This window comes from Streptomyces sp. NPDC051286, from assembly GCF_044455345.1.
GTDB lineage: Bacteria > Actinomycetota > Actinomycetes > Streptomycetales > Streptomycetaceae > Streptomyces.
The window spans coordinates 47,173-70,251 of record NZ_JBITER010000033.1 but is presented as its reverse complement, the minus strand read 5'-3'; the positions used below and the strand labels follow the sequence as shown (position 1 = coordinate 70,251).

Here is a 23,079-nt window from a genome sequence, read left to right as displayed (position 1 = left end):
CCCACCCCACCACCGAACAACGCGGCGGCACCCCCGTTGCCAGGCAGCGCCTCCCAAGCCCGTCCGGCGCTTGAGGACGGAACCGGTCACCCCGGACCCGGGGTGGGGCGGACGCGGGCCCGCCCCGTTGCCAGGCAGCGCATCCCGAGCCTGTCCGGCGCTTGAGGACGGAACCACCCGCCCCGGACCCGGGGTGGGGTGGACGCGGGCCCGCCCCGGACCAGGGCACCAATCAAGCCCGTCCGGCGCTTGAGGACGGAACCCCGCACCCCGGACCCGGGTGCGAAACCGCGCCGCCCGCCGGGGCGAAACCGCGCCGCCCGCCGGGGCGAAACCGCGCCGCCCGCCGGGGCGAAACCGCGCCCCGGTCACCCGCTGATCAGCAGCGCGTCCAGCAGGTCGCGGTCGCGGGGCTGGGTCAGGTGGGTGCGGGCCGCTTCCGGGGGGAGCCAGACGATGCGGTCCACCTCGTCGTTGGGGACGAACATGCCGTCCGTCGCCTCGGCCGCCCAGTACAGGACTTCTTTGGGGCGGCCGTTCGCGAGATACCGGACCGTGGGCAGCGGGGGCCCCGGTGTGCAGTGGTGGCCGGTTTCCTCCAGAACCTCGCGCACGGCGGCGTCGATCGCCGGCTCGCCGCGCTTGAGCTTGCCTTTCGGATGGGACCAGTCGTCGTAACGGGGCCGGTGGACCAGGCAGATCTCGAGCTCCCCGGAGTGCTCCGACCGGCGCCACAGCACACACCCAGCGGCCTGTACGATCCCGCCGCTCATGGCGTGGTCACAGCCGCCGTCGTGTACGGCCAGGTCTCCCGGAACGCCCCGCGGGCCGCCTCTACCTCGTGCCGCTGGTCGGCGTGCAGCACCCCCAGGGCGTAGGCGGTGGCCGGCGCGATCCTCGGTGTACGGGCCGCCGATGCCGCCGCCGCGGCTGCCTCCGCCGCGTCCCGGTGCAGGTCGAGCGCGTGTCCGGGGGCGGCCAGGACCGGGTCGGGGGCGCCGCGTACCACCTCGTGGGCGTACCGGTGCAGTCGCAGCAGAAGGCGGGTCTGGTGCCAGGGTGCGTCGTGCGCCTCGTTGTACGGCTCGACCGTCTCGTCGGACGGGAGTGTGGCCACCGCACCGAGCAGCCGCTGCTCGGCCCGGTCCGCGGGCCCGTGCAGCATCTCGGCGGCCGGGGCCGTGGCCGCGGCGGAGAGCGGGACCTCGGAGGCGAGCAGGGCGACCGCGTCGGCGACCGCGTGGAACCGGGACGAGCCGAGCGCCTGGAGGGCCGCCGAGTGGGCGCGGGTCCTGGCGAGGGTGAGCTGTCGTTCCAGAAGTGCTCCGGCCCTGGCCGCACCGACGCCGAGTGCGGCGCGTTCCTTGGCCTGCGCGGCGTCGTGCTGGGTGACATCGAGATCGGTGCCGGAGGCGGCCCACTGGGTGTGGGGCGGCGGCGAGGTGCCGGACAGAACGTGCAGCGCTTCGACGAGCCGGGTCAGCCGGGTCGCGTACGCGTGCTCGCGGGCCAGCGTGCCGGAGAGCCAGGCCAGTTCCGTACGGAGCTGCTCGGCCCAGCCGGGTTCGAGTGCCGACCGGAAGGTGTGCAGGGTGCCGCTGATGCGGCGGGCCGAGCGGCGCAGTGCACCGGCGGCCTGCTCGGCGGCGAGTGTCCCGGCGTCCGTGGGGGCGCTGTTCTCGTGGTGCAGGCGCAGGCTGCGAAGGAAGTTCGCGGCCTGTTCCTGCAGGTAGGGGGCGAGGACCGCGCCTGCGGACACGTCCGTCCGGGTCGTCGTCTGGTGGTCAGGGCGTTGCACGCCGGCGCCTCCGGGCGTCAATGAGCATTTCCTGTACGTGCCGCAGCGGCTGGCCGTCCCCGTCCGTGGCGTGCCGGTTCCAGTTCCCGTCGGGACCGAGGTGCCAGGAGGAGGTGGTGTCGGCCATACCGGTCTCCAGGAGTCGGCTGAGCGCGGCACGGTGGGCGGGGTCGGTGACCCGGACCAGTGCTTCGATCCGGCGGTCGAGGTTGCGGTGCATCATGTCGGCGCTGCCGAACCATACTTCGGGTTCGCCGCCGTTGCCGAACGAGAAGATCCGGGAGTGTTCGAGGAAGCGGCCCAGTATCGAGCGGACCCGGATGTTCTCGGAGAGGCCGGTGACACCGGGGCGGATCGCGCAGATGCCGCGTACCCAGATGTCCACCGGAACGCCCGCCTGGGCGGCCCGGTAGCAGGCGTCGATGATCGCTTCGTCGACCATCGAGTTGACCTTGAACCGTACGTAGGCGGGGCGACCGGCCCGATGGTGCGCGATCTCTTTGTTTATCCGGGAGATCAGCCCGTCGCGCAGGGACCTGGGGGCGACGAGGAGGCGGCGGTACGTCTCGCGGCGGGAGTAGCCGGAGAGCCGGTTGAAGAGGTCGGAGAGGTCCGCCCCGACCTGCGGGTCGGCGGTCAGCAGGCCGATGTCCTCGTACAGCCGCGCGGTCTTGGGGTGGTAGTTGCCGGTGCCGACGTGCGAGTAGCGGCGCAGCGTGTCGCCCTCCTGCCGGACGACGAGGGAGAGCTTGCAGTGCGTCTTCAGCCCGACGAGGCCGTAGACCACGTGGCAGCCCGCCTCCTCCAGCTTGCGTGCCCACTTGATGTTGGCCTGCTCGTCGAAGCGGGCCTTGATCTCGACGAGTACGAGGACCTGCTTGCCGGACTCGGCGGCGTCGATCAGGGCGTCGACTATCGGCGAGTCGCCCGAGGTCCGGTACAGCGTCTGCTTGATCGCGAGCACGTCCGGGTCGCTCGCCGCCTGCTCCAGGAACGCCTGGACGGAGGTGGAGAACGAGTCGTACGGGTGGTGCAGCAGCACATCGCGTTCGCGCAGCGCGGCGAAGACGTCGGGCGCCGAGGAGGACTCGACCTCGGAGAGATCGCGGTGGGTGCCCGCGATGAACCTGGGGTACTTCAGCTCCGGGCGGTCCAGTGACGCTATGCCGAAAAGCCCGGTGAGGTCGAGCGGTCCGGGCAGCGGGTAGACCTCGGCGTCGGACACCTTCAGCTCGCGGACCAGCAGGTCGAGCACGTACGGGTCGATGGACTCCTCGACCTCCAGGCGCACCGGCGGGCCGAAGCGACGCCGCATGAGCTCCTTCTCCAGGGCCTTCAGCAGGTTCTCGGCGTCGTCCTCCTCGACTTCGAGGTCCTCGTTTCTGGTGACCCGGAACATGTGGTGGTCGAGGACCTCCATGCCGGGGAAGAGCTCTTCCAGATGCGCCGCGATGACGTCCTCGATGGGCACGTAGCGCTGTGGCGATGCCTCCAGGAACCGGGTCAGCAGCGGCGGTACCTTGACGCGGGCGAAGTGGCGGTGGCCGCTGACCGGGTTGCGTACGACGACCGCGAGGTTGAGCGAGAGGCCCGAGATGTACGGGAAGGGGTGCGCCGGGTCGACGGCCAGCGGTGTCAGTACGGGGAAGACCCGTTGCCGGAAGAAGGTGAACAGGCGGGCCTGTTCCTTCTCGGTCAGCTCCGGCCAGCGGATCAGCTGGATGCCTTCGTCGGACAGTGCGGGCGCGATGTCCTGCTGGTAGCAGGCGGCGTGCCGGGCCATGAGTTCGCGGGACCGTGTCCAGATCAGGTCGAGGACCTCGCGGGGCTGCAGACCGGACGCGGAGCGGGTGGCGACGCCGGTGGCGATACGGCGCTTGAGGCCGGCCACCCGGACCATGAAGAACTCGTCCAGGTTAGAGGCGAAGATCGCGAGGAAATTTGCTCGTTCGAGGAGGGGTGTCGCCGGGTCCTCGGCGAGTTCCAGTACCCGTTCGTTGAATGCGAGCCAACTGCGCTCCCGGTCCAGGAAGCGGCCCTGCGGCAGCTCGCTGCCGTCGACGTCGGGTTCGTACACGTCCACGTCGGCGTCGAGGTCGGGATCGAGGTCGGCGGCCATGGTGAGACCGGCTCCCGCGTATTCCGTGCGTGCGACGGCGTGGGGCCGGTGCGCGGCGAGAGAGCCGACCGACGGCTGTGCGGCGGGCTGGACCGGGACCTCGGAGCTGGGCAACTGGCTCATGGCCCTATTGTTCCGCGCGGAAGGCTTTTGGGGCGCGCCGGAAGGGGCGGAGATCGCGGAAAACCCGGGGTCTCTGCTGGATTTTCTCCCGTTGCGGGGGGTCGGCACAGCTGGCTGCATCCTGAGAGGGTCGCAAGCGCGTCTGAATGGGCGGTAACGGCGACATGACGTGCAGGAAGCGGTGTGCGGTGCGGGTTGCGGTGTCGCGCTGCGTGTGCGGGGTCAGGGCCGCCCCTCAGTGGCCCGGACCCCGACGATCGGGGCGGATCGGCGGGCGTGGCGCCCAGGATCCGTACCGTTCCCTCGGCCGGCCGCAGGAACCCGGAGAGAGGGAGAGCAGGGTGGACTTGCCGGCGCCGTTGGGCCCGACGAGCGCGCACACACGCCCCGCGGGCAGCCGGAACGAGCAGTCGCGCAGCGCCCAGCCACCGCTTTTGCGCCCGTACTTCATGCCGAGGCCGGTCGCCTCGATCGCGGCGCCCGTCATGTGCGGTCGTCCCCCTTGTACGTGCTGTCCAGTACGGCGGTGAAGAGCGCGGCCATGTCGTCGCGCTCCAGCCCCGCCGTGCGGGCCCGGCGGGCCCAGTCGGGGTGTCGGGAAGAAGGGGCGGCGTCAAGCGACGCCGCCCCGGGGGACGTTGTGCGGGCTCAGGACTCCGCGCGGTACATCAGATCCACCTCATGGGTGGCGAAGCCCATCCGCTCGTACACGGCCAGGGCCGCCGTGTTGTCCGCGTCGACGTAGAGCATCGCGGTCGGCAGCCCCTCGGCGGCGAGATGGCGCAGCCCGATCGCGGTGAGCGCCTTGCCCAGACCGCCGCCCTGCGCATCGGGCCGGATGCCGACGACGTACACCTCGCCGAGTTGCTCCTCGGCGTGCACCTTCGTCCAGTGGAAGCCGACCAGCTCGGTTCCGCCCTCGGTCTTGCGCTCGGCCAGGAAGAACCCCTTCGGGTCGAACCAGGGCTCGCCCTTGCGGTCGTCCAGGTCGCGCTGGGTGAGCGATCCCTGCTCGGGGTGGTGGGCGAACGCGGCACTGTTCACCGCGAGCCAGGCGGCGTCGTCCTGCCCGGGCACGAAGGTACGGACGGTGACGCCCGGCGGCAGTACGGGCTCAGGGATGTCCAGCGGGCTCAGCGGGCGGCGCAACTGGCGCAGCTCGCGGAAGAGGGAGAGGCCCAGGACCTGGGCGAGATGGCGGGCGGCGGACTTCCCGCCGTGCGCCCATACGCGCAGCCGCTTCCCGGTCGCGGCGAGCAGCGCGGCGCCCAGCGCACGGCCGTGCCCCTGCCCGCGGTGCGCGGGATGCACGACGAGCTCGGCGGCGGGTGCCTCGACCAGGTCGGTGTCCTCGAGCTGTGCGTACCCGACCAGGGTTCCCGTGCTGGTGAGCAGAAGGTGCCGTACGCCCTCCCGGCGCCCGCCCTGCAGTTGCAGTCGCCCCTGCTCGGAGACCGCGGGCCTGCCGTCGGCGCGGGCCGCCTCGCCGAGCAGGTCGAGGACGGCTTCGGCCTGGTCGGGAGAGAGCACCTCGAGCGTCTGGATCTCGCGTCCCGGAGCGGGGAGGGGTACATCAGTCGTCATGCGTACGAGCGTACGGCGGGGAGGGGCGCCGACGGGGCGGAGCGGGGCGTTGCGGCCTCGATCGGCGGTGTGCGGTGCGGGTCGGACCGCCTTCGCGGGGTGGGCGCGGCCGTCGGCCGGTCCCGGCCCGTCGGCCCTGGCGTACCGGCCTGCGGTGGCCTGCAGGGCGTGACGTTCCTGCCCGCATATGGGTGCCGTAGGGGTGAAGTGCGCTGATAGACGCCCTTACTGACCACAAGGCAACCAGTTCGTCACTCGAAAAACCTGTCGCGCTACGCGCGTTGACTCTAGGCTGCGGCCGAACCCTCCCGCTGAATTCACTAGGGGACCGATGTCAGCGACACCGCACAAGAACCGCGCGTCGAGACGGTGCTCGCCGCCGCGGCCGGGCTGGCCACCGTCGGCGCGCTCGTCGCCGCAATGCCGGCCGATGCCCAGAGCCGCGATCAAGGCCAAGGGCACCACGAGTCGGCCCGCACCGTCGACGTCCAGCTGCTCTCCTTCAACGACCTGCACGGCAACCTGGAGCCGCCGGCCGGGTCGGCCGGCATGGTCACCGAGAAGCAGGCCGACGGTACGACGAAGGCGATTCCGGCCGGCGGTGTCGAATACCTCGCGTCCTCGCTTCGCACCGCGCGCCAGGGTCACCCCTACTCCATCACCGCGGCCGGTGGTGACATGGTGGGCGCGAGCCCGCTGCTGTCCGGGCTCTTCCATGACGAGCCGACCATCGAGGCGCTCAACAAGATCGACCTCGACGTGACGGTCGGCAACCACGAGTTCGACGAGGGCGCCACCGAGCTGGCCCGTCTGCAGAACGGCGGCTGCCACCCGGTCGAGGGGTGCTACGAGAAGGACAAGAAGTTCGAGGGCGCCGACTTCCCGTATCTCGCCGCCAACGTGACGGACGAGAAGACCGGAAAGCCGATCCTCAAGCCGTACACGGTGTGGAAGAAGAACGGCGTCAAGATCGGCTTCATCGGGGTGACCCTGGAGGGCACGCCGAACATCGTCACCGCCAACGGCGTCAAGGGCCTGAAGTTCCACGACGAGATCGAGACGGTCAACAAGTACGCCAAGGAGCTCGACCGCCAGGGCGTGAAGTCCATCGTCGCGCTCATTCACGAGGGCGGGGCCCCCGCCTCCTCCTCGTACACCTACGACTGCGACAGCCCCGGCGCAGGCGACGGCATCTCCGGGCCGATCGTGGACATAGCCAAGGGCATCAGCCCGAAGGTCGACGCGCTGGTCACGGGCCACACGCACCAGGCGTACGTGTGCACCGTGCCGGACCCGGCGGGCAACCCGCGCCTGGTCACCTCGGCCTCGTCGTTCGGCAAGCTGTACACCGAAACGACCCTCACGTACGACCGCAGCACCCAGGACATCGTGCGTACGTCGGTGAAGTCGTCGAGCTCCTCGAACCCGACCTCGGTGAACCACATCGTCACCCGGGACCAGCCCAAGGCCACCGACATGACGGCCCTGATCGCCCGCTGGAACACCCTCGCCGCGCCCATCGCGAACAGGCCGCAGGGCTACATCTCCGCCGACATCGACGGCCGCGGTTCCACGGCCTTCGAGAAGCCGCTCGGCGACGTGATCGCCGACGCGCAGCTGGAGGGTATGGCTCCGGCGGACAAGGGCGGGGCGGTCGTCGCCCTCATGAACCCGGGCGGCATCCGCGCGGATCTGGTGTGGGCGTCGGCCGACGGCAAGTCCGACGGGGTGGTGACGTACGGGGAGGCGTTCACCGTGCAGCCCTTCACCAACATGATGAACGTCGTCGACCTGACCGGCGCGCAGCTGATCACCGCACTCCAGCAGCAGGTCAGCGGCTCCAACGAGGCCAGCCCGAAGATCCTCCAGGTGTCCAAGGGGCTCACCTACACGCTGGACATGACGAAGACCGGCGCGGCTCGCGTCGTCGTCGACACGATCAAGCTGAACGGTGCGGTGATCGACCCGGCCAAGACGTACCGCGTCGCGATGAACGAGTTCCTCGCGGGCGGCGGCGATGGCTTCGCGGCACTCGGTCAGGGCACCAACAAGCTGGTCGGTGCCTCCGACCTGGACCTGTTCAACGCGTACCTGTCGGCCCACTCGTCGGCGGCGGCGCCGCTGGCCCCGCCGGTCACGGACCGGATCACGGTCGTTCAGTAGGTTCTGCGGGACACACAGTGCCCGTACGCGGGTGAGTGAGCGGGGCGGTGGGCCGGATGGGCCCACCGCCCTGGTGTCATCAGGGGATCCGAAAAAGTCTCGCCTATCGTCGCAAGAATGACTGAAGATGCAGACAAGGGCCTGGTCACCGTGGCCAGCAACAGGCCTGTCCGCGAGACGATCGACCGGCTGCAGGACGCGATCACCGCAGCGGGCTTCCATGTGTTCGCGCGGGTCGACCATGCGGACCACGCCGCCCGTGCCGGGCTGGAACTCCGTCCGACCGAACTGCTCATCTTCGGCAAGCCCGAGGGCGGCACGCACCTGATGCAGGACAAGCAGACCGCGGGCATCGACCTTCCGGCGAAGGCGCTGGCCTGGCAGGACGCCACCGGGGTCACCTGGGTGACCTGCAACGACGCCTCATGGCTCGCCGCACGCCACGGGCTGGGGCCGCAGAGCCAAGCCGGTGTCGCGGCACTGGAGGCGAGCACGGTGGCCGCCGTACGCCAGGCCACGTCACCGGCCCTCGACAACTCCGGGGCCTGACCGGACGCCGGGAGCGGCTCAGAGCCTGTCGGGCGACCGCTGATCGGGCGGCCACGGATCGAAGGTCACCCGACAGGCTCTCAGGATTTCTCCGGCGGCGGCTGCGGTGCGCCCGGCAGGCGGATCGAGGCCGTCGTGCCGCCGTCCGGCGACGGGTGCAGCGCGACCTCGCCGCCCGCCTGCCGGACCGTGCGCGCCACGATCGACAGGCCCAGCCCCGAGCCCGGCAGCTGGCGGGCGGAGGGGGAGCGCCAGAAGCGTTCGAAGACGTGCGGGAGCTCCTCGGCCGGGATGCCGGGACCCTGGTCCACCACGGTCAGCTCGCCGTCGCGCAGGGCCACGGCGACCGTGCCGTGCTGCGGGCTGAACTTCACCGCGTTGTCGAGGACATTGACGACCGCCCGCTCCAGCGCTGCCGGCTCGGCCCTGACGTACCACGGTTCGAGGTCCGCGGTGATGGTCAGCTCGGGGCCACGGAGCCGTGCCCGCTCCAGCGCGGCGGAGGCGATGTCGTGCAGGCCGACGACCTGAAGCGGGCCGGGCTGGGCCGCGTCCGGGCGGGCCAGTTCCTGGAGGTCGCCGATGAGCGACGCCAGCTCCGTCATCTGCGCGGTCACCGACTTCATCAGCGCCCTGCGGTCGTCCGGCGGGATGGGCCGGCCCGTCTCGTCGCTGCGGGCGAGCAGTTCCACGTTCGTACGCAGGGAGGTCAGTGGGGTCCGCAGCTCGTGCCCGGCGTCCGCGATCAGCTGGGCCTGGCGGTCGCGGGAGCTGGCGAGGGAAGCGGTCATCGAGTTGAAGGAGCTGGACAGCCGGGCGATCTCGTCCTCGCCCTCGACCGGGATGCGGACGGTGAGGTCCTCGGTGCGGGCGACGTGCTCGACCGCCTCGGTGAGCTCGTCGACGGGGCGCAGACCGGTACGGGCGACCCAGAGACCCGCGGCGCCCGCACCGATGACGCCGATGCCGGAGACGACCAGGAGGACCCAGGCGAGGGTGGCGAGCGGCTCGGTGATCTCGCTCAGCGGGCGGGCGACGGAGACCGCGAAGCTGTTGGGCAGCAGGCCCGGCACCGGGGTGGTCTCGTACGTGTAGGTGTAGACGCGCATCTTCTTGCCGTTCTCGGCCCTGGCCGTGTGCAGGGCGTTGTCCCGCAGACCGGCGGCCACGGCGATGTCGTCGGTGGTCACACCGATCGGTGACGCCTTGGGGGCGGTGCAGGTGTTCCCGGACACGGTGACGAGCTGCACGACGTATGCCCCGCCGAGCTGCGGTGCGGCCGCCTGGCCGGGGCGCGTACAGGCGGCGACCAGGGCCTGCACGTAGTTGTTGTCGACCTTGACGTTGCGCAGCGAGTTGTCCATCTGCTGGTCCAGCTGCGCCTTCGTCACGAACCAGCAGGCCGCCGCGACCGCCGCCACGGCGACCGCCACCGCCGTTGCCACCAGCAGTGCGAGCCGGGAGCGCAGCGGCAGGGCGCGGAGCCGGTGCAGGGCCCCGGTCACCCCTCACCCCCGCCGGCCCGCAGCGCGTACCCCACGCCCCGCACCGTGTGCACCAGCCGCGGTTCGCCGCCCGCTTCCGTCTTGCGGCGCAGGTACATCACGTACACGTCCAGGGAGTTGGAGCTCGGCTCGAAGTCGAAGCCCCAGACCGCCTTCAGGATCTGCTCGCGGGTCAGTACCTGGCGCGGGTGGGCCAGGAACATCTCCAGGAGCGTGAATTCGGTCCGGGTCAGCTCGACGCGGCGCGAGCCGCGGGTGACCTCGCGGGTGGTGAGGTCCATCCGCAGATCGGCGAAGGACAGCACATTGTCGTCGGGGACGCCGCCGCCCGCCGCGGCCGCGTACGAGCTGCGGCGCAGCAGGGCCCGGATGCGGGCGAAGAGCTCGTCCAGTTCGAAGGGCTTGACCAGATAGTCGTCGGCCCCGGCGTCGAGTCCGGTGACGCGGTCGCCGACGGTGTCGCGGGCGGTGAGCATCAGGATGGGCGTGGTGGTGCCGGTGGCACGGAGGCGGCGGGCGGCGGTCAGACCGTCCATCCGCGGCATCTGGATGTCGAGGACGATGAGGTCGGGGGCGTACGACTCGGCCCTGGCGAGGGCATCGAGACCGTCGACGGCGACCTCGGTGTCGTACCCCTCGAACGCGAGACTGCGCTGCAGAGCCTCGCGCACGGCGGGCTCGTCGTCGACGATCAGGATGCGTTGCGGATCGTCTTCGGCGGGGCTCATTGCTCGTCGTCCTTTTCTCTCTGCTGTCGTGGTGCTGTCTTCTCAGCCTCGCACGACCGTCGCACCGCGGCGGGCCGCGCGGCGTTTCCGGCCGGTGGTGCGGGTGGTCGCACGGACCTCCGGCGAGCGCCGCGCCACGGTGGCGAACTCCGTCGCGAGCATCAGTGGCAGCGCGAGGGCGGCCGGTCCGGTGGGGGTGTCGGAAGGGTGGTTCATGGCTGATCTCCTCAGGAGCTGTTGCCGGACCGCAGGGTGTCCAGGTCGGCCTTGAGCGTGTTCACCGGGATGGCGAAGCCGAGGCCGACGCTGCCCGCGCCGGAGCTGTTCGACCCGTCGGACGAACTCGCGGAGTACATCGCGGAGTTGATGCCGATGATCTCGCCGTTCATATTGATGAGCGCACCGCCGGAGTTGCCGGGGTTGAGCGAGGCGTCGGTCTGGATGGCCTTGTAGGTGGTGGTGGAGTCGCCGGTGTCGCCGTTGAACTGCTGCCCGCCGAACTCGAACGGCCAGAGGCTGCGGCCCCCGCCCTGCTGCCCCTGACCGCTGTTGCTGTCCTTGGCGACGGTGACATCGCGATCCAGTGCGGAGACGATGCCGCTGGTGACGGTGCCGGTGAGGCCCTCGGGCGAGCCGATCGCGACGACCTGGTCACCGACCTTGAGCGAGGAGGAGTCGCCGAGCGTGGCCGTCTTCAGCCCGCGCGCCCCCTCCAGCTTGATGAGCGCGAGGTCCTTGTCGGCGTCCGTGCCGACCACCCTCGCGGTGTACGTCCTGCCGGTGCTGAGCGTCACCTTGATCGTCGAGGCGCCCGCGACGACATGGTTGTTGGTGACGATCTCGCCGTCGGAGGTGATGATCACGCCGGACCCGGTGGACTGGCCCGCGTTCGAGGTCGCGCTGATTTCGACGATCGTCGGCGACACCGCCTGTGCCACTCCGGCGACGGTGCCTGCGCTGCTCTGCGAGACAGTCGTGCCGCTGACCGCACTGCTGCCGCCACCGCCGCTGGAACCGGAGTCGGTGAACTGACCGATGACGGTGGCGGTGGCACCACCGACGACCGCTGCCGCGACGGCCACGGCCGTCAGGAGAGCGACCGGCCGTCCGACCCGGCGCCTGCCGCGCGCGGGCGGCTGGGGGGCGGGCTGGCCCAGCCCGTGGAAGTCGCCGTAGCCGCCGTCACCGCCGTCACTGTGCCCGTCGGCGTCAGCGCCGCTGCCGGACCACACGGTCGTCCCGGGATCCGCGGCGATCGGTTGCGCCGGCCGGTACGAGGGCGGCGGCGGGCAGGCCGCGTCGCCGTTGCCGTACGAGGGATGCGTCGGGTACTCGCCGCTCGGGCGCTGGCTCTCAGTCATGTCTACGACTGTGTCCAGCGAACATGAGAGAACCCTGAGTATGCCCTGAGAAGCCCGACAGAACCGTGTATGTCCCATATAAAAGCCACCGGGAACGTCGTTCGGGTAGGCGGAAGGCGAGCGCCCCGGGCCGGGGAAGTGCCCCGTCTACCGACCCTGGGCCGTCGGCTCCCCGCACCCGCACGAGCGCCGCACCACCAGCGCCGACGGGAACTGCTTCAGCCGCTCCCGTCGCGAGCCCGAGACCCGCAGGGAGTCGTCGAGCACCAGATCCACCGCGGCCCGGGCCATGGCCGGGCGGTCCGAGAAGACGGTCGTCAGCGGCGGATCGGTCAGCCCCGCTTCCTTCACGTCGTCGAAGCCCGCCACCGCGAGCTCCCCGGGCACATCGATCCGCAGTTCGCGCGCGGCCCGGAGCACCCCGATGGCCTGGTCGTCCGTCGAGCAGAAGATCGCCGGGGGCCGGTCCGGACCGGCGAGCAGTCCGAGCGCCACCCGGTAGGCGTCGTAGCGGTTGTACGGGGCCTGGAAGAGGCGCCCCTCCGTGGAGCGCCCCGACTCGTGCATCGCCCGTCGCCAGCCCTCGACGTGGTCCGCGACCGGGTCGCCGACCGCCGGGGTGGACTCCATGCCGCCGAGGCACGCCACGTACGCGTTGCCGTGTTCGAGGAGGTGCCGGGTGGCGAGCTGAGCGCCGCCGATGTCGTCGGTGACGACCGCGACGTCGTCGATCGCCTCGGGCCGTTCGTGCAGCAGCACGACCCGGGCGTCCCATGCCTCGACCTCGGCCGCGGCCCGCTCGCTGGGGCCCTGGCTGACCAGGATCAGGCCGGAGACGCGCATACCGAGGAAGGCGCGGAGATAGTGGACCTCGCGCTCGTCGCGGTAGTCGGAGTTGCCGACGAGAACCATTTTTCCGCGCTCGGCGGCAGCCTGTTCGACCGCGTGCGCCATTTCCGCGAAGAAGGGCTGACGGGCATCCGGAACGATCATCCCTATGAGGTCGGTCCGCCGCGACGCCATCGCCTGGGCGACGCGGTCGGGCCGGTAGCCCAGGTTCTTGATCGCGGCGAGTACCCGCTCGCGCGTGGCCGGGGCAACCGGCCGGGGTCCGTTGTTGATGACGTAGCTGACGACCGCGGTCGACGTCCCCGCCAGTCTCGCCACATCGTCCCGCGTCACCTTGGCCACGCGCGGCAGTCTACGCGGATGGACCTACCTGCCGGCAGGCCGGACCGGGGCATCTTCCACGACCTCGGCCGCGGAGGGCTGCTCCGAACGGGTGGGTGGTTCGGCGGCCGCCTTCGCCGCCCGGGACTTCGGCCCCTCGGCGGCGCGCTCCACCTTCTCCGGTGCGACGAAGCGGTAGCCGACGTTGCGGACCGTGCCGATCAGCGACTCGTGCTCGGGGCCGAGCTTGGCGCGCAGCCGCCGGACATGGACATCGACCGTCCGGGTACCGCCGAAGTAGTCGTAGCCCCAGACCTCCTGCAGCAGCTGGGCGCGGGTGAAGACGCGGCCCGGGTGCTGGGCGAGGTACTTGAGCAGTTCGAATTCCTTGAAGGTCAGGTCGAGGACCCGGCCCTTCAGTTTTGCGCTGTAGGTCGCCTCGTCGACCGAGAGATCACCGCTGCGGATCTCCATCGGGGAGTCGGCGGAGGTGAGCTGCTGCCGGCCGGTGGCCAGCCGCAGCCGGGCCTCGACCTCGGCCGGTCCCGCAGTGTCCAGCAGCACGTCGTCGATGCCCCAGTCGGCGGTGACGGCTGCGAGACCGCCCTCCGTCACGACGAGTATCAGCGGACAGCCAGGTCCGGTGGACCGCAGCAGCTGGCACAGCGAGCGCACCTGCGGCAGGTCGCGGCGGCCGTCGACCAGGATGACGTCGGCACCCGGCGTGTCGACGAGAGCGGGCCCCTCGGCGGGGGCCACGCGCACGCTGTGCAGCAGGAGACCGAGGGCGGGAAGCACCTCCGTCGACGGCTGAAGAGCGTTGGTCAGAAGCAACAGTGAACTCATCGCCGCCCACCTGCCCGGGTCGTCGGTCGGTGATCGTGCACGATGTGCTTGCCTTGCTCGCCCATTACGTCGGTCCTCCTCGTTCCCTGCGAGAGGGGCACTCCCGGGTGGGGCCCGGGGGAGATCTGCGGCACTTCTTCGTACGTTTGTCGTGCTGCTGCCGTACGACGATTGTCATACGTGTGCTTTAACGGTGCGGCCCCGCGCCCTGGGACCGCTGAGCTTGTCGAAACGTCGTCGTAACAACGCGTGTAAAGCACAAAAGGACCCGGGGGCTGCATTGCCCGGATCCTCTTCCCAGCAGAATAGCCCACATGAGTTCTGTGTCCGAGAGTTCGTTTCGCAGTTCTTCTGTTTGCTTGATCACGCCGGGAGCCCGGCGCACCACATTGCGGACGGATGACGGGCTGCCGATCGAGGCGGTGTACGAACCGTGTACGACGGGTGCCGCCCCCGGCGCCGATGCCGGGGACGCGGGCCCGGCGATCGTGGTCGCGCACGGATTCACCGGTTCGCTGGACCGGCCCGCCGTGCGGCGCGCGGCGGGGGTGTTCGCCCAGCGTGCTGCCGTGATCACGTTCTCCTTCCGGGGGCACGGAGGTTCCGGTGGCCGGTCGACGGTCGGTGACCGTGAGGTGCTGGATCTGGCGGCCGCGGTGGCGTGGGCGCGCTCGCTCGGACACCGGCGGGTGGTGACGGTCGGGTTCTCGATGGGCGGGTCCGTGGTGCTCCGGCACGGGGCGCTGTACACGGCTCCCGGGACCTCTCCGGACACCGCACGGCTCGCGCCTCCGGTTCCCGCGCGCGGGGGGCGGATCGAAGCGCACGCGGACGCGGTGGTGGCTGTGAGTGCTCCCGCCCGTTGGTACTACCGGGGTACGGCCCCGATGCGGCGCCTGCACTGGGTGGTGACCCGGCCCACCGGCCGGCTGGTCGGCCGGTACGTCTTCGGCACCCGGATCGACCGCAAGGAATGGGACCCCGTGCCGCTCTCCCCGGTCGAGGCGGTCCCGCTGATCGCCCCGGCGCCGCTGCTCATCGTGCACGGCGACCAGGATCCCTACTTCCCGCTCGACCACCCTCGCATGCTGGCCGACGCGGCCCAGGGCGGTGCGGAGCTGTGGCTGCGGAGCGGCATGGGGCACGCCGAGAACGCGGCGGACGAGAGCTTGCTCACCCGGATCGCGGACTGGGCGGTGGCGGAGTGATTCATCATGGACAGCTGACGCGAGACGAAGGGAGCGTCGCCATGCCAGCGGGAACCATCCGCTACTGGGCCGCCGCCAAGGCCGCCGCCGGGACCGCGGAGGAGCCGTACGCAGCCGCGACGCTCGCCGAGGCGCTCGACGCGGTGCGCGAGCGGCACCCCGGTGAGCTCACCCGAGTGCTGAAACGGTGCTCGTTCCTGATCGACGGTGACCCCGTGGGTACCCGCAGCCATGAGACCGTACGCCTTGCCGAGGGCGGCACGGTCGAGGTGCTCCCGCCGTTCGCAGGAGGGTGAACCGCAGCACATGAGCAACAGAGATCAGCAGCATCCGTACGGACAGGGGCCCGGGACCGGGACCGGTCACGGATACGGAAACGGATACGGAAACGGCCAGGAACCGCAGTCGTACGGGCAGCAGGTCCCGTATGACCCGAACCAGGCGTTCCAGGACCCCGGGCTCGCACAGACCTGGGAGGGCCAGACCTGGGACACCCAGTACCAGCCGGCCGTCCCGTCGACGCCGCAGCCGCAGCAGCCCCAGTACGAACAGTCGCAGCAGTATGCGCAGCAGCAGTACGGGCAGCCCTACGCCCAGCAGTACGAGCAGCCCCAGTACGAGCTGCAGCAGTACGAGCAGCCCCAGCAGCCCCAGCAGCCCCAGCAGCCCCAGCAGCCGCAGTACGAGCAGCCGCAGTACGAGCAGGCGCAGTATGGGCAGCCCCAGCAGCCGCGGTACGAGCAGCCGCAGTACGAGCAGCCCCAGCAGCCGCAGCCCCAGCAGCCGCGGCACGAGCAGGCGCAGTACGAGCAGCCCCAGCAGCCGCAGCACGAGCAGGCGCAGTACGAGCAGCCCCAGCAGCCCCAGCACGAGCAGCCGTACCCGGCGCAGGCGCCGCAGCAGCCCGTCGCGGCCACCACCGGCCCCGCCGGATATCCGGTCCCGCACGGCGCCTCCGGCTCGTACCCGCTGCCCCCCGAGGTCCCGGCCGCCGCCCCGGCCGCACCGGCCCCGGACGCGGCGGCCGCGCGCGACGCCTCCGGCTACAGCGCGCCCACCACCCTGGGCAACAGCCGCATCACCGACGCCCAGCGCGCCCGCGCCGAGGGCCGTTCGCCGATCATCGCGCCGGGGATGCAGCCGGCGGCGATCACCGCGGGGCTCGGGCTACTGCTCGCCCTCGGTGCCGTGATCGGGCAGTACGCACTCTTCGTACCGCTGGTGCTCCTCCAGGCCGTGACCGCCGCCGGCTGGTTCCGGCTCAACGGTATGTGGCCCGCCCGGCAGGGCATCGCGCTCGCCTTCGCCGGCGGGTTCGTCGCCGATGTCGTGCTGCTCGTCGCGGGCCGGGAGAACGCCCCGGCGGCGATCCTCGGCACCCTCGGCATCTGGGTGCTGCTCACCGTCGTCCTGCAGCTGCGCAGCCACGCGGGCGCCGACGAGCGGATGTACGGGCTGATGGCCACCGTCGCCTCGGCTGCCCTGGCGATCCTCGCCGCCGGGCATCTCGCGGCGGCGCCGGACGCCGTGACGGCCGGCTGTGTGGCTGTCGCGGTCGCCGTGCTCGTCCGGGCGCTGCCGCTGCCCGGACCCGCCTCGGTCGTGGTGGCGCTGCTCGCCGCCGCGGGTGCCGGTGTCACGGTCGGTGGGCTCACCGACCTCGGCGCGAAGGGTGCCTTCCTCGGGCTCGCGGCCGGTGGCTGCGCACTGATCGGGCTGCGGGTGGCGAGCTACGACTACCCGTCACGTTTTGTGCACATGACGGCCGGGGTGGCGCTGCCGCTCACCGCCGCGGCCCCCGCCGTGTATCTGATCGGCCACGCGGTCTCCTGACCCGCGAGGCCCGCCGCGGACCGGGAACCGCGGAGGGGCCCCGGCTCGTCGATCACCCCGGGCGTGCCGTGCAGCCGCAGCAGGCTCACGGGCGCCGGGGGGTCCGGGCGGACGCAGGGTGGGGGGAAGAACGGGCATGCGTGCACTGAGAGTACTGCTGGTCATCGTGGTGGTCCTGGGGGGCATCTTCATCGTCGTCGACCGGGTCGCGGTGTACGTGGCCGAGTCCGAGGCGGCGGGCCGGGTCGAGGTCACCGGGGGCACGGTCGACTCCACGGACGTCTCCATCAAGGGTTTCCCCTTTCTGACCCAGGTCGCGGGATCGGCGCTCGACCAGGTCGACATCAAGCTCACCGGTATCGAGACCGCCGCCGACGGGCGCAGGATCCGGATCAGCGAGATGAACGCCGAACTCCACGACGTCACGCTGGCCGACGGCTTCTCCAGCGCCACCGCCGCCCGGGCCACGGGCACGGCGACCGTCTCGTACGAGGATCTGACGCACGCGGCCGGCGACGGCGTCGTCGTCGAGTACGGCGGCAACGGCAAGGTGAAGGTGACCGGCGCCATCGACATCCTCGGCCGAACCCTCACGCGCAGCGTGACCTCCACCGTCACCCTCGTCGACGGCCGCACCGTACGGGTGCACGCGGACAGGGTCCCGGGCGAGGGCATCCCCGGACTCGAAGGCCTGGTGCGCAGGAAGACCGACTTCGAGCGTGAGATCGGCGCCCTGCCGAGCGGGCTGAAGCTGCAGCGGATCGAGCCGACGAAGGACGGTCTGGAGATCTCGGTGACGGGTTCGGACATCCGGCTCGCGGGATAGCTGAACCGCGTGCAGGCTGGGTAGGGCATTCCACAGCCGCTGCGCCACATAGTGAGACAGACCCGTCCGATCCGCAGATGACCGAACGGCGCGCTCTTCCCGGTGCCGGTCCGGGCGGCGCCGCGATCGCTCCACCATCCCGCATTGCGGACGATCGCGTCTCATGATGCGACACACCGGTGACATGTCCGCCCGTACGTCCCTACGATCGGTGCCATGCAGTGCTCTATCAGCGGCCTCCGTCAGCGGGGCCACGCGGATCTCACGAAGCGGCGGGCAGTAGACCTGTGCCGCGTCGCCGCCATGCTCTGTCGCACTGTCTGAGCGGGATCGTCGCATCCCGCATTCCCCCGGCCCTTCGACCGCTGCCAGGGCCCATTTCCGTGCACGTGTGTACGCGCAGAAATGCGCCCCGTACATCCGCACCCCGCACCATCTCGCCGCAGACTGCCCCGGAGGAGAAAAGAATGAGCCGCAGTGACGTCCTCGTAGACGCCGACTGGGTCGAGGCCCACATCGACGACCCGAAGGTTGCTCTGGTCGAGGTCGACGAGGACACCTCGGCATACGAGAAGAACCACATCAAGAACGCGATCCGGATCGACTGGACCAAGGACCTCCAGGACCCGGTCCGCCGTGACTTCATCGACCAGGCCGGCTTCGAGAAGCTCCTGTCCGGGAAGGGCATCGGCAACGACACCACGGTCGTGCTCTACGGCGGCAACAACAACTGGTTCGCGTCCTACGCGTTCTGGTACTTCAAGCTCTACGGTCACCAGGACGTCCGTCTGCTCGACGGCGGCCGCAAGAAGTGGGAGCTCGACTCCCGCGACCTGGTCGACGGCGACCAGATCCCGTCCCGTCCGGCCACCCAGTACAAGGCCCAGGCACAGGACCAGTCGATCCGCGCCTACCGCGACGACGTCGTGGCGGCGATCGGCAACCAGAACCTGGTCGACGTGCGTTCGCCCGACGAGTTCAGCGGCAAGCTGCTCGCCCCGGCGCACCTCCCGCAGGAGCAGTCGCAGCGTCCGGGCCACATCCCGACCGCGCGCAACATCCCGTGGTCGAAGAACGCCAACGACGACGGCACCTTCAAGTCGGACGACGAGCTCAAGGCCCTCTACGAGAACGAGCAGGTCGACCTGTCGAAGGACACCATCGCGTACTGCCGCATCGGTGAGCGCTCCGCCCTGACCTGGTTCGTGCTGCACCAGCTGCTCGGCCAGGAGAACGTCAGGAACTACGACGGTTCGTGGACCGAGTACGGCTCCCTCGTCGGTGTGCCGATCGAGCTCGGCGCCAACAAGTAACTCCGCACGACCTGGACCAGCCCGACCCCGACCAGAAGGACAGAACACCATGTGTGGAGCAAAGGCCGGCGGCCCCGACGCCTCGACCATCAAGCCCGGTGAGACCACGATCCAGGGCAGCGTGACCCGCGACGGCGAGCCGGTGACCGGTTACGTCCGTCTGCTGGACTCGACCGGCGAGTTCACCGCGGAGGTCCCGACCTCGGCGACCGGACAGTTCCGCTTCTACGCGGCCGAGGGCACCTGGACGGTGCGCGCCCTCGTCCCGGGCGGCAGCGCCGACCGCACGGTCGTCGCGCAGACCGGTGGCCTCTCCGAGGTGGCCATCGCCGTCTGATCCGCGGCACAGATCGGCCGGAGGGCCGTACCCCAGGGGGTTGGACGCCTTCTGAACCGGGGTACGGCCCTTCGCGCCGTCCACCAGGTGTGCGCGGGCCCGTTCGTGCCGGGCGCACAGGCCGGCATCGGGCCTACGCTTGAGCTATGTACGCCCGGCGTCGTCGCCGCTATTTCCTGATGATGGGCGGATGCATCGTCCTTTTCGTCTCCGCCTGGGCCTTCGTGCGGCTCTGGTCGATGCCCGTCGCCGTCGGAATGTGCGTGGTCGCCATGGTCATCCCGCCCGTCGCGGCGATGGTCGCCAACCGGCGGGGGCCGGAGGACCGCTGGTGGGACGATCCGTCCGGTGACCCGCAGTCGGACGAGTGGTGGGACGAGCTCGACGGCAAGAAGCGCCGCCAGTAGCAGAACTGTCTGCCGTCGGCAGGAAGAACCGTCAGTAGACGAGGGCCTGGACGCCGTCCGCCATGACCTCGCTGACGAAGACCTGGGCACCCGCGATCCGTACGCCTTTCAGTACGTCGTTCTCGGTGATGTCGCGCCGAGCCGCGCACTGGGTGCAGAGGGTGATCAGGCCGCCCGCCTGAATCGACTCGATCAGGTCCGGCAGCGGTGCGGCGTGCGGAAGGTCGAACTCGGCGGCGCGGCCCGGCAGGGCGAACCAGCTGGATTCGCCGGTCAGCCAGAGCGAGACCTCGACACCGCTGGCGACGGCGACCGCCGCCACCGTGAACGCCTGCGAGCAGCGCTCGGCGGAATCGGCACCTGCGGTCACCTTGATCACGAGCTTCTTCGGCATATGCCGAACTGTAATCGTCGGCCGCACAACCCCACCCCACCGCCATGGGTCAGTTGGGTGCGCAGGTAATGGAATCTGCGCCTCAGGTCTCGTGGGGGGACCCATTTTGGAACCGAAAGACACCATTCCTGACGGGCCGGCCGAGCCTCCCGTGCAGGTCGAGGTGGCGGTCCAGGCCATAGAGCCGCCCGCAGCACCACCCGCAGTCGTTCCGGCTCCTGTTGCCGGGCCCGTGCCCGGTCCCGTTTCGGCGCCCGTCAAGCCGCGACCCCGTGGCCGTACGGCCCTGCTGATCGCCGCCGCCGCGGTGCTCGGGATCGCCGGCGGCACCGCCGTCGGTTACGGCGTGCAGGCGGACCGCGCACCGACACCGCTGCCCGCCCTGTCGCAGCGCGACCTCGCCTACCCGGCGAAGGCGCTGCCCGCGGACAAGGTCCCGGACCCGCTGCCCGTGTCGCAGGACCGGCAGCTGAAGACGGACGGCGATCTGCGTGAGCTGCTCATCGACAGGCCGTCGGGCTGGAACGACCAGAAGCAGCCGCGCCTGAACGACGGCTGGATGGGCGTGGACACGTACGCCCGCGACTTCGAGCACCCGGACAAGGCGTTCGAGTACCTCATCGGATCCGACATCCGCCGTGTCGCCGCCGCTTCCTGGACGAAAGGCCGGTACCGCACGGCCAATGTCCGGCTTGTCCAGTTCCGCTCAGGTATGCGAACAGGGGCCGCCGACCACGCCGAGGATCAGCTGCTGTACATGACCGGCGACGGTGACGTTGTGGACAGCGACCCGCTCAAGGGCAGCGGCAACGGCCGCTGCTCCGTGTACAAGGCCCGTCTGAAGCCGGGCTATCTGCCGCTCTACCGGGCCAGGGCTGTCGTGCAGCGCGGCGACATCATGGCCGAGATCAACATGTTCGATACCCGGCCGATCAGCAAGAAGGACATCCGGATGCTGGCTGAGCGACAGTTGGAGCGCCTGTGAGCGACGAGACCACCTCCGACCGGAATGGCCCGGAGACCGCCGACGCCGGCACCCCCGACGCGCCTCTCCTTCCGGCGGCGCCGGACCGGCCCGGCAGGACCCGCCGGATGATTCCCGCAGTCCTTGCGGCCGTGCTGGTGATCGGCGCCGTCAGCGGCGCCGCCACGTACACGAAGATCACGGTCGACCATGCTGACCGCGGCGTGAAGACCACACTCTGGGCGGAGTCCTCGCACAAGGCGTCCAAGGACCCGGCCGGCGAGATCGGCCGCGGCAGGGCCACCACCGAGCTCAGCAAGCTCCTGCTGCCTGTGCCCAGCGGATACCGGCTCGGTCCGGACATCGGGGAGAACGGCAACGACAGCGAGCTCAGCGGCAGGAAGGCCACCGCCGCGCTGAAGGAGAGCAACCGCGGACTCGCGGGCAGGGAGCGCCGTGCGCTCGACCGGAGGGTCGACCAGCTCCACATCCAGGGAGTCGCCCTCCGTTCGTACACGTCGGACATCATCGACCACACGTCGGACAACAACAACAACCTCCTGGTGGACGTCCAGATCACACGGATGAAGGACAAGAAGGCCGTTCGGGACCTCTACACCTTCCGGACCGGTGTCTTCGACTCCTTCGGCAGTTTCCGCGAGGGTCCGACGATCGACGGCCACAGAAGGAACGCCACGTGCTTCCTGTCGCCCAGGGACAGCGAGGACCGCATCGAGAACATCTGGTGCCAGGCGTACGACGGGGAGCTGAGCATCGCCGTCTCCGCGTCCGGCACCAAGCCCATCGACAGGACGGCCGTCGCGGAATTGCTGAAGGACCAGCTCAACCACATCACATCGCCGGGGGAGTACGTATGACCGAGCAGACGGCGGCACCGACCCCCGCGCCGGCCCCGGCCGAGGAGCGGTCGGCCCCGGAGCAGGAGCTCCCGGCGGCAGCGGCGGAGCCCGTACCGGCCGCGGAGCCCGTGCCGCTCACGGGGCAGCCCGGACCGGCCGCGGAGCCCCTCCCGGCCCCGGAGCCGCCCCGTCGCGTTCTGCGGGCTGTTGCCCGCTGGACCGCTGCCATGCTGGTGCTCGGCGGTCTGGGCACCGGTACGGCGCTCGGTATCACCTCGATGGAGCGCACCGACGTACCGGGTCTGGCCACGGAGACGGACGGCCGCTGGGACTACCCGGAGCTGAGCCTGCCCGCCCTCCCGGCCGGTTCGCCGCGCCCGTTCAACGACGGCAATGTCGCCGAGGTCCACCACGCAGACCTGCGGAAGCTCCTGCTGCCGGCCCCGGCCGGAGCAACGGCGGACAAGAAACTCACCGGTGGGTGGGTGAGCACGGCGCAGTACCTCTCCGTATACGAGAGGGGCAAGCGTGCCGAGCTGGGGCAGGTGCTGAAGGACTCCGCGCTGCGTCACATCGCGGCGCGCGGCTGGACCATGCCGGACGGCACCTCGTCCCGGATCTATCTGCTCCAGTTCAACTCGACAGCGTTCGCCGAGGCGTTCCGGGACGAGACCTCCGAGAACTCGTCCATCGGTGCTCAGCTCAGCGGGTCGCCCCGTACGGACTTCGACGAGACGTGGTCGGGCAGCGGGCAGGTGGAAAACACCGCGGCCTCTGTGTACGCCGAGCACAAGCCGTACGGTTCCGAGCAGGTCCGCCACGCATATGTGCTCTCCGGCGACACGCTCGCCCTCGTCATCCAGTCCCGCAAGGGGAAGGCCGGCACGGAACGCGTCCCGTTCCACCAGACGCTGATCCTGCAGAACCAGCTGCTGGGCTGACCCGCACGCCGGGGAGCCCTCGGCACGCCCCGAACCGTCGCGCCGGGCCC

23 protein-coding genes and 3 pseudogenes are annotated in these 23,079 nt (G+C 70.6%); 13 read left to right on the top strand and 13 right to left on the bottom strand.

Translation table 11 applies throughout. The features are described 5' to 3' along the window. Positions 1-368 precede the first annotated feature (368 nt). From ACIBB8_RS27530 to mshD, 6 genes and pseudogenes are all read right to left on the bottom strand, one after another. The gene (locus tag ACIBB8_RS27530) at positions 369-773 is read right to left on the bottom strand and encodes an NUDIX hydrolase (RefSeq protein WP_398956545.1); all 405 of its coding nucleotides are present in this window, start codon (positions 771-773) and stop codon (positions 369-371) included. Continuing rightward, a complete protein-coding gene (locus ACIBB8_RS27525; RefSeq protein ID WP_398956542.1) occupies positions 770-1,798 on the bottom strand; it encodes a CHAD domain-containing protein in 1,029 nt (342 codons plus the stop codon). The genes ACIBB8_RS27530 and ACIBB8_RS27525 overlap by 4 nt, the downstream gene beginning before the upstream one ends. Beyond that, positions 1,785-4,040 carry an RNA degradosome polyphosphate kinase gene (locus ACIBB8_RS27520; protein WP_398956539.1) on the bottom strand — a complete coding sequence of 752 codons (2,256 nt, stop codon included), beginning with the start codon at positions 4,038-4,040 and terminating at the stop codon, positions 1,785-1,787. Before ACIBB8_RS27520 ends, ACIBB8_RS27525 begins: the two co-directional genes overlap by 14 nt. Before the next feature lie 269 nt (positions 4,041-4,309). Further along, positions 4,310-4,527, bottom strand: a pseudogene (locus ACIBB8_RS27515) (ATP-binding cassette domain-containing protein); the annotation flags it as partial. After that, positions 4,524-4,631 (bottom strand): annotated as a pseudogene (locus ACIBB8_RS27510) (GntR family transcriptional regulator); the annotation flags it as partial. The pseudogenes ACIBB8_RS27515 and ACIBB8_RS27510, both read right to left, overlap by 4 nt. Positions 4,632-4,688: 57 nt before the next feature. Further along, positions 4,689-5,624, bottom strand: a complete 936-nt coding sequence (gene mshD, locus ACIBB8_RS27505) for a mycothiol synthase (RefSeq protein ID WP_398956537.1) — start codon at positions 5,622-5,624, stop codon at positions 4,689-4,691. A 331-nt stretch (positions 5,625-5,955) separates the two neighbouring features. Here mshD and ACIBB8_RS27500 point away from each other — a divergent pair. Next, positions 5,956-7,787 (top strand): annotated as a pseudogene (locus ACIBB8_RS27500) (bifunctional metallophosphatase/5'-nucleotidase). A 117-nt stretch (positions 7,788-7,904) separates the two neighbouring features. Then, a complete protein-coding gene (locus tag ACIBB8_RS27495) occupies positions 7,905-8,336 on the top strand; it encodes a DUF302 domain-containing protein (RefSeq protein WP_398956535.1) in 432 nt (143 codons plus the stop codon). A gap of 80 nt (positions 8,337-8,416) precedes the next feature. On the opposite strand, the gene ACIBB8_RS27490 is transcribed toward ACIBB8_RS27495, so the two are convergent. The 6 genes from ACIBB8_RS27490 to ACIBB8_RS27465 all read right to left on the bottom strand — a co-directional run bounded on the left by ACIBB8_RS27490 (position 8,417) and on the right by ACIBB8_RS27465 (position 13,946). After that, on the bottom strand, positions 8,417-9,841 hold the full coding sequence (locus ACIBB8_RS27490; protein WP_398956533.1) for a sensor histidine kinase: 1,425 nt from the start codon (positions 9,839-9,841) through the stop codon (positions 8,417-8,419). Beyond that, positions 9,838-10,569, bottom strand: coding sequence for a response regulator transcription factor (locus ACIBB8_RS27485; protein WP_398956531.1), 732 nt, complete (start codon positions 10,567-10,569; stop codon positions 9,838-9,840). Before ACIBB8_RS27485 ends, ACIBB8_RS27490 begins: the two co-directional genes overlap by 4 nt. A gap of 42 nt (positions 10,570-10,611) precedes the next feature. Next, a complete protein-coding gene (locus ACIBB8_RS27480; protein WP_398956529.1) occupies positions 10,612-10,785 on the bottom strand; it encodes a hypothetical protein in 174 nt (57 codons plus the stop codon). A gap of 11 nt (positions 10,786-10,796) precedes the next feature. Continuing rightward, entirely contained in the window at positions 10,797-11,930 is a 1,134-nt protein-coding gene (locus tag ACIBB8_RS27475; RefSeq protein ID WP_398956528.1) for a S1C family serine protease, read from the bottom strand. A 147-nt stretch (positions 11,931-12,077) separates the two neighbouring features. Next, complete coding sequence (locus ACIBB8_RS27470; protein ID WP_398956527.1) at positions 12,078-13,121, bottom strand: LacI family DNA-binding transcriptional regulator; 1,044 nt, start codon at positions 13,119-13,121, stop codon at positions 12,078-12,080. 24 nt (positions 13,122-13,145) lie between these two features. Continuing rightward, positions 13,146-13,946, bottom strand: a complete 801-nt coding sequence (locus tag ACIBB8_RS27465; RefSeq protein ID WP_398956526.1) for a response regulator transcription factor — start codon at positions 13,944-13,946, stop codon at positions 13,146-13,148. A gap of 314 nt (positions 13,947-14,260) precedes the next feature. Between ACIBB8_RS27465 and ACIBB8_RS27460 the strand changes: the two genes are divergently transcribed. From ACIBB8_RS27460 to ACIBB8_RS27425, 8 genes are all read left to right on the top strand, one after another. Continuing rightward, entirely contained in the window at positions 14,261-15,154 is an 894-nt protein-coding gene (locus ACIBB8_RS27460; RefSeq protein ID WP_398956524.1) for an alpha/beta hydrolase family protein, read from the top strand. Positions 15,155-15,195: 41 nt separating this feature from the next. Beyond that, positions 15,196-15,450 carry a MoaD/ThiS family protein gene (locus ACIBB8_RS27455; RefSeq protein ID WP_384137247.1) on the top strand — a complete coding sequence of 85 codons (255 nt, stop codon included), beginning with the start codon at positions 15,196-15,198 and terminating at the stop codon, positions 15,448-15,450. 10 nt (positions 15,451-15,460) lie between these two features. After that, on the top strand, positions 15,461-16,987 hold the full coding sequence (locus ACIBB8_RS27450) for a hypothetical protein (protein ID WP_398956521.1): 1,527 nt from the start codon (positions 15,461-15,463) through the stop codon (positions 16,985-16,987). Positions 16,988-17,123: 136 nt separating this feature from the next. After that, complete coding sequence (locus tag ACIBB8_RS27445) at positions 17,124-17,813, top strand: DUF2993 domain-containing protein (RefSeq protein ID WP_398956519.1); 690 nt, start codon at positions 17,124-17,126, stop codon at positions 17,811-17,813. A gap of 216 nt (positions 17,814-18,029) precedes the next feature. Continuing rightward, complete coding sequence (locus ACIBB8_RS27440; RefSeq protein ID WP_358860293.1) at positions 18,030-18,137, top strand: putative leader peptide; 108 nt, start codon at positions 18,030-18,032, stop codon at positions 18,135-18,137. A 143-nt stretch (positions 18,138-18,280) separates the two neighbouring features. Continuing rightward, on the top strand, positions 18,281-19,126 hold the full coding sequence (locus ACIBB8_RS27435; RefSeq protein ID WP_398956516.1) for a sulfurtransferase: 846 nt from the start codon (positions 18,281-18,283) through the stop codon (positions 19,124-19,126). 49 nt (positions 19,127-19,175) lie between these two features. Continuing rightward, entirely contained in the window at positions 19,176-19,463 is a 288-nt protein-coding gene (locus tag ACIBB8_RS27430; RefSeq protein ID WP_030925040.1) for a DUF1416 domain-containing protein, read from the top strand. Between the two features lie 146 nt (positions 19,464-19,609). Beyond that, positions 19,610-19,870: a DUF3099 domain-containing protein gene (locus ACIBB8_RS27425; protein ID WP_366691807.1), complete on the top strand. Its 261-nt coding sequence runs from the start codon at positions 19,610-19,612 to the stop codon at positions 19,868-19,870. Positions 19,871-19,901: 31 nt separating this feature from the next. Here ACIBB8_RS27425 and ACIBB8_RS27420 read toward each other — a convergent pair whose 3' ends face one another. Then, entirely contained in the window at positions 19,902-20,264 is a 363-nt protein-coding gene (locus ACIBB8_RS27420; RefSeq protein WP_398956513.1) for a DsrE family protein, read from the bottom strand. 232 nt (positions 20,265-20,496) lie between these two features. On the opposite strand from ACIBB8_RS27420, the gene ACIBB8_RS27415 reads away from it, so the two are divergent. Genes ACIBB8_RS27415 through ACIBB8_RS27405 form a run of 3 tightly spaced genes read left to right on the top strand, consistent with a single transcriptional unit; the run spans position 20,497 to position 23,029 of the window. Then, positions 20,497-21,249, top strand: coding sequence for a hypothetical protein (locus ACIBB8_RS27415; RefSeq protein ID WP_398956511.1), 753 nt, complete (start codon positions 20,497-20,499; stop codon positions 21,247-21,249). Next, complete coding sequence (locus ACIBB8_RS27410; RefSeq protein ID WP_398956509.1) at positions 21,246-22,106, top strand: hypothetical protein; 861 nt, start codon at positions 21,246-21,248, stop codon at positions 22,104-22,106. The genes ACIBB8_RS27415 and ACIBB8_RS27410 overlap by 4 nt, the downstream gene beginning before the upstream one ends. Further along, positions 22,103-23,029 carry a hypothetical protein gene (locus tag ACIBB8_RS27405; RefSeq protein ID WP_398956506.1) on the top strand — a complete coding sequence of 309 codons (927 nt, stop codon included), beginning with the start codon at positions 22,103-22,105 and terminating at the stop codon, positions 23,027-23,029. Before ACIBB8_RS27410 ends, ACIBB8_RS27405 begins: the two co-directional genes overlap by 4 nt. Positions 23,030-23,079: the final 50 nt, after the last annotated feature.

Bases quoted from the DNA above. Each gene is read 5' to 3' on its own strand.
- ACIBB8_RS27455 (WP_384137247.1), top strand. From the start codon at position 15,196: ATGCCAGCGGGAACCATCCGCTACTGGGCCGCCGCCAAGGCCGCCGCC.
- ACIBB8_RS27520 (WP_398956539.1), bottom strand. From the start codon at position 4,040: ATGAGCCAGTTGCCCAGCTCCGAGGTCCCGGTCCAGCCCGCCGCACAG.
- ACIBB8_RS27480 (WP_398956529.1), bottom strand. From the start codon at position 10,785: ATGAACCACCCTTCCGACACCCCCACCGGACCGGCCGCCCTCGCGCTG.
- ACIBB8_RS27405 (WP_398956506.1), top strand. From the start codon at position 22,103: ATGACCGAGCAGACGGCGGCACCGACCCCCGCGCCGGCCCCGGCCGAG.
- ACIBB8_RS27485 (WP_398956531.1), bottom strand. From the start codon at position 10,569: ATGAGCCCCGCCGAAGACGATCCGCAACGCATCCTGATCGTCGACGAC.
- ACIBB8_RS27420 (WP_398956513.1), bottom strand. From the start codon at position 20,264: ATGCCGAAGAAGCTCGTGATCAAGGTGACCGCAGGTGCCGATTCCGCC.
- ACIBB8_RS27435 (WP_398956516.1), top strand. From the start codon at position 18,281: ATGAGCCGCAGTGACGTCCTCGTAGACGCCGACTGGGTCGAGGCCCAC.
- ACIBB8_RS27425 (WP_366691807.1), top strand. From the start codon at position 19,610: ATGTACGCCCGGCGTCGTCGCCGCTATTTCCTGATGATGGGCGGATGC.
- ACIBB8_RS27475 (WP_398956528.1), bottom strand. From the start codon at position 11,930: ATGACTGAGAGCCAGCGCCCGAGCGGCGAGTACCCGACGCATCCCTCG.
- ACIBB8_RS27440 (WP_358860293.1), top strand. From the start codon at position 18,030: ATGCAGTGCTCTATCAGCGGCCTCCGTCAGCGGGGCCACGCGGATCTC.
- ACIBB8_RS27430 (WP_030925040.1), top strand. From the start codon at position 19,176: ATGTGTGGAGCAAAGGCCGGCGGCCCCGACGCCTCGACCATCAAGCCC.
- ACIBB8_RS27460 (WP_398956524.1), top strand. From the start codon at position 14,261: ATGAGTTCTGTGTCCGAGAGTTCGTTTCGCAGTTCTTCTGTTTGCTTG.
- ACIBB8_RS27445 (WP_398956519.1), top strand. From the start codon at position 17,124: ATGCGTGCACTGAGAGTACTGCTGGTCATCGTGGTGGTCCTGGGGGGC.
- ACIBB8_RS27465 (WP_398956526.1), bottom strand. From the start codon at position 13,946: ATGAGTTCACTGTTGCTTCTGACCAACGCTCTTCAGCCGTCGACGGAG.
- ACIBB8_RS27530 (WP_398956545.1), bottom strand. From the start codon at position 773: ATGAGCGGCGGGATCGTACAGGCCGCTGGGTGTGTGCTGTGGCGCCGG.
- ACIBB8_RS27495 (WP_398956535.1), top strand. From the start codon at position 7,905: ATGACTGAAGATGCAGACAAGGGCCTGGTCACCGTGGCCAGCAACAGG.
- ACIBB8_RS27450 (WP_398956521.1), top strand. From the start codon at position 15,461: ATGAGCAACAGAGATCAGCAGCATCCGTACGGACAGGGGCCCGGGACC.
- mshD (WP_398956537.1), bottom strand. From the start codon at position 5,624: ATGACGACTGATGTACCCCTCCCCGCTCCGGGACGCGAGATCCAGACG.